10 protein-coding genes and 2 pseudogenes are annotated in these 13,762 nt (G+C 70.3%); 6 read left to right on the top strand and 6 right to left on the bottom strand.

Annotated features, from left to right (window positions below):
* Window positions 1-3: 3 nt before the first annotated feature.
* Genes FM105_RS06115 through FM105_RS06105 form a run of 3 tightly spaced genes read left to right on the top strand, consistent with a single transcriptional unit; the run spans window position 4 to window position 3,456 of the window.
* Window positions 4-1,338 (top strand): beta-ketoacyl-[acyl-carrier-protein] synthase family protein, encoded by a 1,335-nt coding sequence (locus FM105_RS06115; RefSeq protein ID WP_087006426.1) that lies wholly within the window; start codon window positions 4-6, stop codon window positions 1,336-1,338.
* Window positions 1,335-2,531 (top strand): acyl-CoA dehydrogenase family protein, encoded by a 1,197-nt coding sequence (locus FM105_RS06110; RefSeq protein WP_087006358.1) that lies wholly within the window; start codon window positions 1,335-1,337, stop codon window positions 2,529-2,531. The genes FM105_RS06115 and FM105_RS06110 overlap by 4 nt, the downstream gene beginning before the upstream one ends.
* 58 nt (window positions 2,532-2,589) lie before the next feature.
* Window positions 2,590-3,456: an SDR family NAD(P)-dependent oxidoreductase gene (locus tag FM105_RS06105; protein WP_087006356.1), complete on the top strand. Its 867-nt coding sequence runs from the start codon at window positions 2,590-2,592 to the stop codon at window positions 3,454-3,456.
* Window positions 3,457-3,567: 111 nt separating this feature from the next.
* Here the strand turns inward: FM105_RS06105 and FM105_RS15040 are convergent.
* A pseudogene (locus FM105_RS15040) lies at window positions 3,568-4,212 on the bottom strand (substrate-binding domain-containing protein); the annotation flags it as partial.
* Between the two features lie 153 nt (window positions 4,213-4,365).
* Window positions 4,366-4,578: pseudogene (locus FM105_RS15035) on the bottom strand (helix-turn-helix domain-containing protein); the annotation flags it as partial.
* Window positions 4,579-4,713: 135 nt separating this feature from the next.
* Between FM105_RS15035 and mmsB the strand changes: the two are divergent.
* Complete coding sequence (gene mmsB / locus FM105_RS06095) at window positions 4,714-5,625, top strand: 3-hydroxyisobutyrate dehydrogenase (protein ID WP_087006350.1); 912 nt, start codon at window positions 4,714-4,716, stop codon at window positions 5,623-5,625.
* 213 nt (window positions 5,626-5,838) lie between these two features.
* On the opposite strand, the gene FM105_RS06090 is transcribed toward mmsB, so the two are convergent.
* Window positions 5,839-6,675: a YggS family pyridoxal phosphate-dependent enzyme gene (locus tag FM105_RS06090; RefSeq protein ID WP_087006348.1), complete on the bottom strand. Its 837-nt coding sequence runs from the start codon at window positions 6,673-6,675 to the stop codon at window positions 5,839-5,841.
* Between the two features lie 195 nt (window positions 6,676-6,870).
* On the opposite strand from FM105_RS06090, the gene FM105_RS06085 reads away from it, so the two are divergent.
* On the top strand, window positions 6,871-8,907 hold the full coding sequence (locus FM105_RS06085; RefSeq protein ID WP_087006345.1) for an NHL domain-containing thioredoxin family protein: 2,037 nt from the start codon (window positions 6,871-6,873) through the stop codon (window positions 8,905-8,907).
* 65 nt (window positions 8,908-8,972) lie between these two features.
* On the opposite strand, the gene FM105_RS06080 is transcribed toward FM105_RS06085, so the two are convergent.
* From FM105_RS06080 to FM105_RS06070, 3 genes are read right to left on the bottom strand one after another with little or no spacing between them, the layout of a single operon-like run.
* Complete coding sequence (locus FM105_RS06080) at window positions 8,973-10,079, bottom strand: hypothetical protein (RefSeq protein ID WP_087006342.1); 1,107 nt, start codon at window positions 10,077-10,079, stop codon at window positions 8,973-8,975.
* Complete coding sequence (locus FM105_RS06075; protein ID WP_087006339.1) at window positions 10,076-11,302, bottom strand: hypothetical protein; 1,227 nt, start codon at window positions 11,300-11,302, stop codon at window positions 10,076-10,078. The genes FM105_RS06080 and FM105_RS06075 overlap by 4 nt, the downstream gene beginning before the upstream one ends.
* 4 nt (window positions 11,303-11,306) lie before the next feature.
* Entirely contained in the window at window positions 11,307-12,887 is a 1,581-nt protein-coding gene (locus FM105_RS06070; protein WP_143275837.1) for an LPXTG cell wall anchor domain-containing protein, read from the bottom strand.
* Between the two features lie 221 nt (window positions 12,888-13,108).
* Here FM105_RS06070 and dcd point away from each other — a divergent pair, with 221 nt between their 5' ends.
* Complete coding sequence (gene dcd / locus FM105_RS06065; RefSeq protein ID WP_087006333.1) at window positions 13,109-13,759, top strand: dCTP deaminase; 651 nt, start codon at window positions 13,109-13,111, stop codon at window positions 13,757-13,759.
* Window positions 13,760-13,762 lie beyond the last annotated feature (3 nt).

Below are 13,762 nucleotides of genomic sequence, written 5' to 3'. Positions count from 1 at the left end.
GAGATGCGGCGCGTCGTGGTCACCGGGCTGGGTGCGATCACACCCAGCGGGAACAGCGCAGACGCGCTGTGGGAGGCGGCCCGCGCCGGCCGCAGTGCCATCGGCGTGCTCGAGGGTGAGGAGTTCGCAGATCTGCCGGTGCGGATCGGCGGCCAGGTGCGTGACTTCGACCCCGAGGCGCATCTGCCGCGCGCGCTCGCCCGTCGTCTCAGTCCGGTCCAGCAGTGGGCCATCGCCGCCGCGGACCAGGCTGTCGCGCAGGCGATCAAGGTATCCGGAGCAGAAGCCGATCCAGGAGTCTCGGCGGCCTCCGGGGACCGGGCAGCGGCCTCGGCGGTGGTGCCGGCGCCCGACGATCTCCCCTGGGATCCTCAGCGTCTCGTCGTCCTCGCTGCAACCGGGTCAGGACCCGTCGATGCGATGCAGGCCGCGACGCGCGCGTACGACGAGGGCGGACCTCGGTCGGTGCCGCTGACGCTTGCGATTTACGGTGCGCCCGATGGGGCGGCGGCCCTGCTGAGCCAGCGGTACGGAGCGCTCGGCACGTCGCATGGCGTGAGCGCGACGTGCGCGTCCGGCGCGGTCGGGCTGGGGGACGGGCTGCGACTCATCCGGCACGGGTACGCGGACGCGGTGCTGGTGGTGGGCATGGAGGATTGCCTGGGTCCGGTGAACCTCTCCTCGAACGCGAACCTGCGCGCGCTCGCCGCCGGCTTCGAGGCCGATCCGGCCTCCGCGAGCCGCCCCTTCGACCGCGACCGGTCGGGCTTCGTCATGTCCCACGGGGCCGCTGCGATCCTGCTCGAGGCCGAGGACACGGCGCAGGGCCGGGGCGCCGAGGCCCTGGCGGAGCTTACGGGATTCGGCGCCTCGAGCGACGCCCACCATCCGACCGCCCCGCATCCGGAGGGCCGCGGCGCGGCGCTGTCGATGCGTGCGTGCCTCGCTGATGCAGGGCTGGGTCCGGAAGCCGTCGACCACGTGAATGCGCACGGCACCGGCACTCCTGCCGGGGACGCGGCAGAGGTGAGGGCTCTGTCCGAGGTGCTGGGGCCTCGGGCGCGGGAGGTTCCTGTCACGGCGACGAAGTCGACGACCGGGCACCTGCTGGGTGCCGCCGGCGTCGTCGAGGGGATCCTCGCGATCCGCTCGCTGAGGGACGGCCTCATCCCGCCCACCCTCAACGCGGACGATCCGGAGTTCGACCTCGACCTGGTGCGCGGTGAGGCGCGGAGGATCGACCTGGGCACGGTGCTGTCGACATCGTTCGGCTTCGGAGGGCACAACGCGGCGGTCCTGTTCGCGCGCATGGAGAGACACGAGGAGGAGTCACGATGACGCATTCGCACGAGGCGCCGGCGGCGGCACGGGAGGCGCGGCACGAGGAGCTCGCGCAGACCTACCTGCCGGATGACCTGCTGGAGAGGTTCCGGACGAGGGCGGCCGACTACGACCGGGAGAACGCCTTCTTCTACGACGACCTCGAAGAGCTGAAGGCGTCCGGATACCTGCGGCTCTTCGTGCCGGAGTCGATGGGCGGCCCGGGTCTCACGCTGCACGAGGTCACGCGACTGCAGCAGCGGCTGGCGACGGCCGCACCGGGCACGGCGCTGGCGGTCAACATGCATCTCATGTGCACGGGCGTCGTCCACGCGATGGGTGCGCGGGGGGACCACTCGCTCGACTGGGTGCTGGAGGAGGCCCAGGCGGGCGAGGTGTTCGCGTTCGGGATCAGCGAACCGGCGAACGACTGGGTGCTGCAGGGTTCGAATACGCAGGCGGAGCCGCAGGCCGACGGCGGCTACCTGCTGAGCGGCGTGAAGATCTTCACCTCCCTCACCCCGGTGTGGACGCGGCTGATCGTGCACGGGCTCGACACCTCTGATGCCGCGGAACCGCGGCTGGTCTACGGGTTCCTCGATCGCAGTGCCGACGGGATCAAACCCTCCGATGACTGGGACGTCATGGGGATGCGTCCGTCCCACAGCCGCGCGACGATCCTCGACGACGTGCGGATGGAGCCGGAGCGGGTGGCCAGGCGCATCGAACCGGGTCCCGTGCCGGATCTGCTCACGTTCGCGATCACGAGCAACTTCCAGCTGCTCATCGCATCCGTCTACGCGGGTGTGGCGCAGCGGGCGCTGGAGCTGGGGGCGGAGGCGCTGAAGAAGCGGAAGTCCGCGAAGAGGGGCGTGTCCTACGCCGAGGTGCCGGAGACGCGCGTGCGCCTGGCCGATGCGCACATGGACTACCTGGCGGTGCCCGCGCAGCTGGACTCCTACACGCGGGACTTCGATGAGCTCGCCGACCACGGGGCGGGCTGGCCGCTGCGGCTCGTGAGTGCGCGGATCAACGCGTCGCGCGCGGCGCGGAGGACCGCGGAGGCCGCACTCATGTGCTCCGGTGGAAGCGGATTCGGCAACGGGAACGAGATCAGCCGCGTGTTCCGGGATGCGACTGCCGGGCTCTTCCACCCGCCCAGCGAGGACGCGGCCCGGCCGATGTACGCGGCAGCGCTGCTGGATGAGTGAGGTTGCTGGACAGGTGAGTGGGGGCGTGAGAGCCCGCTCCTGACGTAACGTGGGTCACATGAGTGAACTGCTGACCAACCGCCGCGCCCTCGTCACGGGCGGAGCCTCCGGGATCGGCCGGGCCGTCGCGCTCGCCTTCGCCGCAGAGGGGGCCCACGTCATCCTCGCCGACCGGGACGGGGACGGTGCACGCGCGGTCGCCGACGAGATCGCGGAAGCAGCAGGCGCGAGCCGCGCGGATGCCGGTGAGACGGGTGGCCCCTACCGCGACGCGGCGCCTGCGGCGGCCGGCACGACGGCCACGGCGAGAGTCAGCACCGCGGAGGTGTGGGAGGTGGACCTGGCGGACACCTCGGCGCTGGAGGAGCGGTTCCGCGGCTCACCGCTGGACGTCGACATCCTCGTGAACAATGCAGGCATCCAGCGGATCCATCCGCTGGAGGAGTTCCCGCTGGAGGAGTGGCGGTTCATCCAGACGCTCATGCTCGAATCGCCCTTCGTGCTCACGAAGGCGGCGCTGCCCGTGATGTACGAGCGCGGGTGGGGCCGCATCATCAACCTGTCGTCGGTCCACGGGATCCGCGCGTCCGCGTTCAAGTCCGCGTACGTCGCCGCGAAGCACGGGCTCATGGGGCTCACGAAGACGACCGCACTGGAAGGCGGGCCCAAGGGCGTCACCTGCAATGCGATCAATCCCGGCTACGTCATGACGCCGCTGGTGGAGTCGCAGGTCGCGGACCAGGCGACGACCCGCGGGATCAGCGAGGACGCAGTGCTGGAAGAGGTCTTCCTGGAGCATTCTGCGGTCCCGTCGCTGCCGGGGGCGGAAGACGTCGCCGCGATCGCCGTGCTCATGGCGTCGGAGGCCGGTCGGGCGATCAACGGCTCCGGGTACTCGATCGACGGGGGCTGGTCCGCGGAATGAGTGCGTTGAGTGAGTGGAGAGAGAGTGCGGAGTGAGTGAGGCGCCGCCCGTCGTGTCGAGCGGACATTCCAGCACATTGAGTCGTCACTCCTGCACACGAAACGGGGCTTCTCAGTGCTGAATTGATGACTCAGTACGTGCTGCTGAGGGGAGGCCGTCGCGCAGAGCCAGCAGGACCTGTTCGACGGCGGGACGGCGGAGGACCTCCGGGCGCACCGCCGCCCAGTACTCCATCGGCCGTGAGAAGGTCGGGAGGACGCGCACCAGGGCAGGGTGGGTGGGATCGCCCGGACCATCGTGAGTGCGACCGGCGTGACCGGCGCGATGTTCGCCGCGGTCCGCCGGAGCCTCCTCGCCGGCGGTGGTGGGAAGCAGGCCGATCCCGACGCCCAGCTGCGTCGCACGCACGTGCAGATGGACCTCATTAGAGCGGAAATGGCCCGCAGGCTGGGGCAGCCCCTCCGTCGCGTGTGCCAGATCCTCGACGCTCAGCGAGTGCTCCGGATAGTAGATGAGGCGGTGCGCTGACATCTGGGCGAGCGACTCCGGCTCCCCGTTCTCCTCGATGTACTCCTGCGAGGCGAAGAGGCCCAGCGAGTAGTGCCGGAGGAACTGTGCGATGGACTGCGGGGCGTCCGGACGCCCGACCACGACCTCGATGTCCACCCCCGACCGGTAGCGGCGCGCCCGCTGGGTGGCTGTGAGGACCTCCACCTGCAGCCCGGGGTGCACCCGCTGCAGCTGCGCGAGGACCGGCAACGCGAACCAGTCGGCGTAGCCCGCGGGTGCGGCGAGGCGGACCGTTCCGGTCAGCGCATCAGCCGCTCCGTCCCGACCCGTCGTGGAGGCGGCGGAGGAGAGCGCGGCCTCCACGGCCTCGGCGGCGGGCAGCAGTCGACGACCGCGAGGGGTCAGCTCCCACCCGTCGGGGGAGGCGGCGAGGACGCGCTCGCCCACCGCCTTCTCCAGTGCCGCGATCCGACGGGACACGGTCGTGTGGTTGACGCCCATGCTGGTCGCGGCGGCCGTGTACTTGCCCAGGCGCGCGACGGCCAGCAGCGCGAGGAGATCGTCCGGCGCTATGCGCAGGCTGGGGGACGGGTGTGCGTGCGGGCTCGTCATTCCCGCATGCTATCTGCACTCGCGCACACCATCGGTGCGCAACCTGCGAGCGGTGCTGGACTGCGCCGCTGCTCGGTGGGGAATAGGCTGGTGCCACGCACGTCACATCTCGCATGCATCATGCAAGGAGGCATCATGGCACACATCGGTTGGATCGGGCTCGGGAATATGGGCCACCCCATGACGAAGAATCTCATCGCAGCGGGCCACACGGTCACCGGCTACGACGTGGTCGAGGCCGCGATCACCGCCGCCGCTGAGGACGGGGTCACCCCTGCGGCCTCCATCGCCGAGGCCGTCGCCGGCGCAGACGTCGTCTTCACGATGCTGCCCAAGGGTGAGCACGCCCGCACCGTGTACCTCGACGCGGACGGCGTCTTCGACTCCGCTGAGACGTCGACGCTGCTGGTCGATTCGTCGACGATCGACTTCGACTCCGCACGGACGCTGCACAAGGAGGCCCGCGAGCGGGGCTTCCGCTTCCTCGACGGCCCGGTCTCCGGAGGCATCGGCGGCGCGCAGGCAGGGACGCTCACCTTCATGCTCGGCGGTGACGAGGACGTGGTCGCTGAAGCCAAGCCGATCATCGAGGTCATGGCGGGGAACATCTTCCACGCCGGCGGCGAGGCGGCGGGTCAGGCGGCGAAGATCGCGAACAACATGCAGCTGGCGATCAGCCTGCAGGGCGTCGTCGAGGGCGCAGTCCTCGCGCAGCGCTTCGGCCTGGACCCCAAGGTGTTCTTCGACATCGCATCGGTGTCGTCGGGCGATTCGTGGCCGCTGCGCAACTGGTACCCGGTCCCCGGCGTGGTCGAGACCTCGCCGTCGGAGCGCGAGTTCGCCGCCGGCTTCTCCACGATGCTCATGCACAAGGACCTGGGCCTGGCGCTCGCCGGTGCAGAGTCGCAGGGCGTCGACCTGCCCGCGGCATCGCTCGTCCACGAGAAGCTGCAGCAGCTGATCGACGACGGCTGGGGGAACTACGACACGTCGATCCTCATCCGCAGCGTCGATCCTGAGTCGAAGGGGCTGCCGAAGGAGAAGTGACGGGCTGACGAGCCGTTGGGCCGACTGGCGAGACGCGGTCCGGCGGGGGCCTGTCGTGGCCGGCTTGAAGCCAGCACGCTCGCAGCCTCCACACCCAGAGCCATAGCCACCAACTTTCATCAGACCGCACAGGAAAGAAGTTGTGCGGTCTGATGAAAGTTGGTGGCTTCTGCTGGTTGTGAGGGCGAGAGGCGGTCCGGCGGCAGCTGGAGGTCAGCCCCGCGCACCGAAGATCGTCGAGCCGACGCGGACGATCGTCGCGCCCTCCTCGATCGCCAGGGCGTAGTCCGCGCTCATCCCCATCGAGAGATCCGTCGCACCCTCCGGCAGCACCCCTGTTTCGCGGAGGCGCGCGGACAGCTCCCGGAGCTCCGCGTAGGACGGGCGGATCTCCTCGTCGCTCGTGCCGGGGAAGCCGATCGTCATGAGGCCGCGGATCCGCAGGTGGGGGAGCTCGCGGACCTGCTCCGCGAGTTCCTCCGCTGCATCCGGCGTCACTCCGAACTTCGAGTCCTCCCGTGACGTGTTCACCTGGAGAAGGACGCCGAGCAGGGGTGCGTCTGCGGCGGCGTGCAGCGTCCCCGGGGCCTCGGCGACGAGCGCCTCATGACCCTCCGCTGCGAGAGCGGCGATCCGGTCCGACAGCTTCTGCGCGACCGCGAGGCTGTCGATCGACTGCACGCACACGGCACCCGCTCGCAGGGTGTGGTTCACCTTGTTCCGCTGCAGCGGGCCGATGAGGTGGGGCTCGTGGGGGATGTCCGCGAGCTCGGGGGCCTTCGCCTGCAGCTCCTGCACCCGGTTCTCGCCGATGAGCGTGTGTCCCGCCTGAAGCGCGACGCGGATGCGCGCAGCCGGCTGCGTCTTCGTCGCCAGCATGACCCGGACGGCTTCGGGATCGTCGTGGGCGGACTCCGACGCGGTGCGGACATTTTCCGTCACCTGTGCCAGGCGCTCGCGGATGGTGCGGGCGTCGTCGCCCGCGGCCTCCTGCGGAACGGCGCCCTGTGTGGCGGCGGATGAGGCATCGGGTGCGGTCTGGTCACTCATGCCGTGATTGTCTCAGAGTGCGCGCACGCCCTGTTGAGACCTCCACGTGCAGCGAGTACCGCGGCGCCGCGACTGGCCCCCGGGCGTGTGCCAGCCCCCTCGTACAGTCGCCGGGAACACGGGAGGCGGCGCGCATGTTCCCTCGTGTGACACGCGCGCACCGCGCGGATGCGCGCAGATGGGAGAATCACCGGCATGACCGCTCAGCAGAACACCTCCACACAGGCCGAGGCCCCCGCCGCGGCTGCCGCTCCCGGCACCGCCACCGCGACGGCGCCTCCCGCCCGGAACGGCATCCGCCTGCGCGCCCCGGAGCTCACCGGCCGCCGGTGGATCAACACCGGCGGGGAGGACCTCACACTCCAGGACCTGCGCGGCAAGATCGTGCTCCTGGACTTCTGGACCTTCTGCTGCATCAACTGCCTCCACGTGCTGGACGAGCTGCGTCCGATCGAGGAGAAGTACGGCGACGTGCTCGTGACGATCGGCGTGCACAGCCCCAAGTTCGAGTTCGAGCGGACAGTCGAGGCCGTCGACCAGGCAGTCGAGCGCTACGGCGTCGAGCACATCGTCCTGGACGATCCGGACCTCGTCACCTGGCAGGCCTACACCGCGCGCGCGTGGCCGACGCTCACGCTCATCGACCCGGAGGGCTACATCGTGGCCTCGATGTCCGGCGAGGGCCATTCCGCGGGTCTCGCATCCCTCATCGAGGAACTGGCCGCTGAGCACGAGGCGAAGGGCACGCTCCACCGCGGCGACGGCCCCTACGTGCCGCCGGCACCCGTCGAGCGCGACCTGTCCTACCCCGGCAAGGTCATCCGCCTCGCTGACGTGCCCGGCCACGAGGGGAACCTCCTCGTCGCGGACTCCGGCCACCACTCGCTCGTCGAGTTCGACCCCAACGGCACCCGCATCCTCCAGCGCATCGGCACGGGCGTGCGGGGACGCACCGACGGAGCGGACGACACCGCACAGTTCTCCGAGCCCGGCGGGATCACCGAACTGCCGCGCGATCTCGCCGACGCCGCCGGCTACGACCTCGTCATCGCGGACACCGTCAACCACCTGCTGCGTGGCGTGCGGCTGGGTGCACCCGGCGAAGCGGCCGTCGTCACGACGCTGGCCGGCACCGGCGAGCAGTTCATGGTGGGCGCGCACGACAACGTCACCGACAAGCCCGGAGCGCAGGCGCCGTTCGAGGAGCCCGGCACCGCGATCAAGCTGTCGAGCCCGTGGGACGTCCTCTGGTCCGCGGAGTCGGAGCGCGTCGTCATCGCGATGGCCGGCAACCACACGATCTGGGACTTCGACCCTCGCACCGGCGTCGTCCGCCAGCTGTCGGGCACGATGAACGAGGGGCTGCGCGACTCCGCCTCCTCGGACGAGCCCGCGTGGTACGCGCAGACCTCCGGCCTCGCCCCCGCGGCAGACGGGACGATCTGGATCGCGGACTCGGAGACTTCGGCGCTGCGCCGCCTCGACCCGCGCGACGGCACCGTCACCACACAGGTGGGCGTGGGGCTCTTCGACTTCGGATTCCAGGACGGCCCCGCAGCGGAGGCCCGTCTCCAGCACCCGCTGGGCGTCGCCGAACTGCCTGACGGGTCGGTCGCGATCGCTGACACCTACAACGGCGCGGTCCGCCGCTACGACCCGCTGACGAAGACCGTGAGCACTCTGGCGCGCGGCCTCGCGGAACCGTCCGACATCCTCGTCGTCCTCCCCGAGCACGCGGAGGGTACGGCCGCCGACGCCCGCGAGGCTCACCTGCTCGTCGCCGAATCCGCGGCGCACCAGCTCACCGCCGTGTCGATCCCCGCGGAAGCGCTCGTCGTCGCAGAAGGCGCGCAGCAGACGACGCGGCCCGCGACGACCATCGGCGATGGCGCACTCGAGATCGAGGTCGGCTTCACCGTGCCGACCGGGCAGAAGCTCGACGACCGGTGGGGCGATCCGACGCACCTGCAGGTCTCCTCGACCCCGCCGGAGCTCATCGCCTCCGGCGCCGGCGGCCAGGACGGCATGTCGCGGTCACTGACGCTGAACCCCGAGGTCCGCTCCGGCGTCCTCCACATCACCGCGCGCGCGGCGTCGTGCGATGGTGAGCCCGGCGGTGAGATCCCGCTGCATGCGGCCTGCCACCTCTACCAGCAGGACTGGGGCATCCCCGTCGAGCTGGAGGCCGGGGGAGACGACGTGCTGCGGCTGGACCTCCGCGGCACGAACTGACGAGGCTGCTGGGCTGACGAGGCGGCCGGACCGCCGCCGAGGCCGCCCCACCGCAGGCGCAGCAGTCAGCTGCCGTCCGCGACCGGTGCCTCGTCGGCCGGTCCATCGTCTGGACCGTCGGGTTCGTCCGCATCCTGCTCCGCGTCGGACTCCTCGCCCAGACCGGCCCCGCCGGACAGTCCCGCTTCGAGCGGCTGGATCGCAGGCTTGCCGTCCTCGATCGTGACGGCGGCGCTGAACGTGAACGAGACCGGTTCGTCGAAGTCCGATTCCATCGCCGTGACGATGTCGCGGTAGCGGCCGGACACCTGGGCGACGCCCTCCGCCGGCGCGGTGACCAGGCGACGGCGCTCGGTCGACAGCTGCACGTCCGGGTACTCGACCATCTCCCACGACACGTCGCCGAGCATCGTGTTGACCGTGTCGTGCCCGAAGGTGCATCCGGCAGGCATGAGAGTCGTCGCGGTGACGCATTCGTCCAGGTGCTCGTGCACGAGGCGCTCGACCTCGGCTCGCAGCTCCTCAGTGGGCTCGGCGGCCAACTGGACCTCGACCTCGGGAGCGGATCCGTCGACCACTGCGTTCTGCGCAGTGGAGCGGAAGTAGTCCTCGGCGAAGCCCACGCTGTACTCGACGGGGTAGAGGACGGGCAGGCCGTCGCGGGGCGCAGGCACGTCCGCGTTGTTGATGCGGACGGTCGAGGCTCCGTCGACGACCAGGTCGAGCCGCGGCAGCGTTCCCGGATCGATGAGCCAATCGGGGAACATGCCCCACGTGCCGGGAGCCCTGACCAGCGAGAACTCCTGCGTCTGCGTCGTCCCCGCCAGATCGAATTCGGCGGTGACCGCCGCTGTGTCGCCGTCCACCTCGGCGTGCGTGACGGACACGCGGGTCGGGAGTGAGGGGGCGCCTTCCAGCGCGGCGTCGGTGAGCGCCCACCCGTCGGTGATCTCACCGGTGACGAGTCGCCCGAGCGCGGCATCCGCGTCCGCTCGGTCCAGCGCCTCGAAGTAGGCGCTCACGGTGCGCGCGGGACCGTACGCGACCATCCCGAGGACCGGCACGCTGGTGACGGTGAGCACGACGACCAGCAGCCCGGCGATGGCCAGGCTGCGTGCGCGTGCTGCAGAGGTGCGAGTGCGGACACCCGCGGATTCGTCGTGGTCTGTCATTCCTCGACCGACCATACGTGGATCCGCTGCGTGTCCACCTCCGCCCAGAGTCGCGAGCCCATGGTGATCCGCCCGAGCTGGCTCTCCAGATCGGGTCCCAGCCCGGGCTGGAGGAGCGCCCACGTCCCGGGCGCCGGTGCATCCGCCGCCGAGGCCCCGCCGGGCTCCGCGGCGGCCGTGCGGTCGTCGGGAACGCCCTCACCCGGACTGTTCGCGATAGGACCGCAGGGGGTGGCCTCGCCGCCCAGGGCGGGGGTGATCGCACCCCAAGCACGGCGGGAGGAGGCGTCGAGGACGTCGGCGACGAGGGGGAGGCCCGCCTCGTTGTCCGCGGGGGACAGGCGCACCTGCAGGAGGCTGCCCTCGTCGCGGATGCCGATGACGATGACTTCGAACACGGACTCGCCGCGGAATGCGGGGTCGAATTCGTCGACGGACAGCGTGACCGCGTCCGTGGGGATCGCGAGGTACACCTTGCCGTCCAGGTCGGTGCGTCGCCGCACCTGCGAGTGTCCGATGCTCAGCCAGCCGCGGCGGGCGAGGCCCGACATGACGTTCGCGCCGGCCAGCGAGGCGGTGAGGCCGCCGCGCGGGCGGCCCAGGATCGTGGTGGCGTCGCCCTCCTGAGCGACCTGCTCCGCGTCGAGCTCGATGGTCCGGGCGCCCAGGACGAGCGCGTCGACCGGGGAATCCGTCGACAGGACAGCGCCCAGACCGCTCGTGCGCAGCTCACGCACGAGGATCGATCGCAGTCCTGCACGCTGATGCCCGGGGACGTCTGCGAAGGGGGAGTCGAGGACGACGTGCGTCACGTCCGCGGCGGTCTCGCCCACGAGGACGACGGCGGCGAACCGCAGCCGCGCGCGTGAGACGAGTGAGAGGTCCTCGATCCGCGTCCGCGGACCCACATCGGATGCGAGCCCGACGCGGGTGAGGACCTCCTGCTGACGAGTCGTGTCCGTGACACCGGTGTGCGTCTGCAGCCAGCGGCCCAGCCGCTCCCGGGCCTCGCGGCCCTCGCCCGCAGGGGCGGGGAGGGCGCGCGTGCCGGGCTGGTCCGCGACAGCACGCAGAACGGCGCTGACGTCCTCGGCCCGCCCCATGAGCACGAGGTCGTCACCGCCGTTCAGCGGCGTGCTGGTCAGCGGGTCACCGGAGAGCCGCACGGCGCTCAGATCCAGAGCGGATCCTGCGCGCTGCCCCGGCTCCCCGATGCCTGCCATGGAGTCAGAACTCCGAGGGGTCGGCCTGCGCGGAACGACGGCGCGTCACGACGACTGCCGCGGCACCCACGACCAGCAGGCCTGCGCCCAGCGCCAGTCCTGTGAGCTCGGTGCCCGTGCGCGGCAGATCCGCGGCGCTGCCCGAGCGCGATCCGTCGCCGGATCCGCCCTGGTCGCCCGAACCGCCGCCCTCGGAACCGTTGTCGTCGGACCCGTTGTCGTCCGAGTCGTCGGCTCCACCCTGCGAGTCGTCCTCGTCGTCTCGTTCGACCTCGGTCCCGTTCGTCACGACGGTGAACTCACCGGTGAGGTCTTCGAAGCCCTCACCCGAGGCGACCACTGAGTAGGCGCCCAGCACGGCCTTGCCGTCCGGGTGCAGCTGGAACACGGCGGTGCCGTCGTCGTTCACGGTCTTCGAGGTCTCGAACGTGGAAACCTGTCCCTGCTCGTGAGCCACGCTCAGCGACACCTCGGAACCGGCAGCGGCATCCGTGACGGTGATCGTCACGCCGCCGTCGGAGGACGAGAACGCCTCCGAGGTGATCTCGGTCGGGTCGATCGCGAGCTCCGGATCGACGTCCTCCTCGGGATCGTCCGTGGTGGTCTTGGTCGGTGTGGGTTCCGCGGTCTCGGTGGGCTCTGCGGTCTCTGTCGGTTCAGCGGTCTCGGTGGGCTCCGCCGTCTCCGTCGCCTCGGGGGACTCCGGGGGCGGCGGCGGTGCGGGCATCCTCGGCTGCCGGGTCTGCGTCGGTGTCGGCGACGGCTCAGCAGTCTCCGTGGGCTCCGCCGTCTCTGTGGGCGTGGGCTCCGCCGTCTCAGTCGGCTCTGCCGTCTGCGTGGGCTCTGCCGTCTCTGTGGGCGTTGGCTCCGCCGTTTCGGTCGGAGTGGGCTCCGCCGTTTCCGTGGGCTCTGCCGTCTTGGTCGGCTCGGCCGTCTGGGTGGGTGTCGGCTCCGCGCTCTCGGTCGGCTCCGCTGTCTCAGTCGGAGTCGGCTCCGCCGTCTCGGTGGGCTCGGCAGTCTTCGTCGGAGTCGGCTCCGCAGTCTCCTCGACCTCGTCGACGACCTCGAAGGAGACGGGCTTCGTCTCCTTCTCAGTCTTGAGATCCGTGAGGTAGAGCTTGTAGGAGCCCTGCGGCACCTTCGCGTCGCCAGTGATCGTGAAGAAGTAGCGCCCGTTGACCTCGCCGTCCTCCGTGACGGTGAGCTCGGATTCGGGCGTGTACTCGGTGCCCTCTGTCCCGACGACCGTGACGGTCGCCTTCTGCTCAGGCGTGAATCCGGTTCCGGAGAAGCGGATGCCCTTCTGCTCGTCCGCGATGTCCTCCTGGGACACCTCGGCGACTTCGACGATCGCCTGCGGATCCGCGTCGTCGGAAGCGTCGTCCGTGGACTGGCTCTCCGGCGCTGCGGAGTCAGGTGGGCTCACCGTGGCAGGACCACCGGTGGGGATGTTGTCCGGAAGCTCGACGGAGTCGGAGCTGTCCGTGGTCGGGGAAGCAGTTGAAGCGAAAGCGGGAACGGCGATGAGGCCGGAAACCGCGGCGGCTACTGCGGGGGCAAGAACAAGACTTTTCGAAGTCTTCACAGTGTTGCCTTTCGGTCGTTGTTGCACACGACCGCGCAGTCGGCAAAATCCTCCCGGCACCCTCTGGCTGAAAGGGGAAGGCACCAACGTGCGCGGGCGTAGTCAAAGGCCACTGTAGAGCATGAACGTGACGAATTCGAGATTCTCGGAGGAAACGAGGTGCATGGACTGCATTCCGTGATGTATGGGCGTCCTCGCGCAGGTCGCGGTACATTGGCCGGGTGAGCCTCCTTTCCGACCGTGACATCAGCGCTGAGATCTCCGCCGGCCGGGTGGGCCTGGACCCATTCGATCCGGCCCTCATCCAGCCCGCGAGCATCGACGTGTGCCTGGACCGGTACTTCCGCCTCTTCGACAACCACAAGTACTCCGTCATCGATCCGGCTGCGCACCAGCCGGAGCTCACCCGGCTCGTCGAGGTCGATCCGACGGAGCCGTTCGTGCTCCATCCCGGCGAGTTCGTGTTGGCGTCGACGCTCGAGCTGATCACGCTCCCGAACGACGTCTCGGCCAGGCTCGAGGGGAAGTCATCGCTCGGCCGACTGGGACTCCTCACCCACTCGACCGCAGGTTTCATCGATCCGGGCTTCTCCGGCCACGTCACCCTCGAGCTGTCGAACGTCGCGACTCTGCCCATCACGCTGTGGCCGGGCATGAAGATCGGTCAGCTGTGCTTCTTCCGCATGTCGTCGGCCTCCCAGTCGCCCTACGGATCGGTCGGCAACCTGAACAGGTACCAGGGGCAGCGAGGCCCCACGGCCTCCCGCGCGCATCGTGACTTCTACGTGTCGCCCGCCTGCGGCGACGGCGCCGCGACTGCACCGTCCGGCTCCGCGGAGGCCGCTTCGGAGCCTCAGCCGTCGGAGGGGTGACGC

The sequence above is a fragment of the Brevibacterium yomogidense genome (genome assembly GCF_900163715.1).
In the GTDB taxonomy this organism is placed as follows: Bacteria; Actinomycetota; Actinomycetes; order Actinomycetales; family Brevibacteriaceae; genus Brevibacterium; species Brevibacterium yomogidense_A.
This window is presented reverse-complemented; position numbering and strand designations above follow the sequence as displayed.

Bases quoted from the DNA above. Each gene is read 5' to 3' on its own strand.
- mmsB (WP_087006350.1), top strand. From the start codon at position 4,714: ATGGCACACATCGGTTGGATCGGGCTCGGGAATATGGGCCACCCCATG.
- FM105_RS06080 (WP_087006342.1), bottom strand. From the start codon at position 10,079: ATGACAGACCACGACGAATCCGCGGGTGTCCGCACTCGCACCTCTGCA.
- FM105_RS06075 (WP_087006339.1), bottom strand. From the start codon at position 11,302: ATGGCAGGCATCGGGGAGCCGGGGCAGCGCGCAGGATCCGCTCTGGAT.
- FM105_RS06105 (WP_087006356.1), top strand. From the start codon at position 2,590: ATGAGTGAACTGCTGACCAACCGCCGCGCCCTCGTCACGGGCGGAGCC.
- FM105_RS06085 (WP_087006345.1), top strand. From the start codon at position 6,871: ATGACCGCTCAGCAGAACACCTCCACACAGGCCGAGGCCCCCGCCGCG.
- FM105_RS06090 (WP_087006348.1), bottom strand. From the start codon at position 6,675: ATGAGTGACCAGACCGCACCCGATGCCTCATCCGCCGCCACACAGGGC.
- FM105_RS06110 (WP_087006358.1), top strand. From the start codon at position 1,335: ATGACGCATTCGCACGAGGCGCCGGCGGCGGCACGGGAGGCGCGGCAC.
- FM105_RS06115 (WP_087006426.1), top strand. From the start codon at position 4: ATGCGGCGCGTCGTGGTCACCGGGCTGGGTGCGATCACACCCAGCGGG.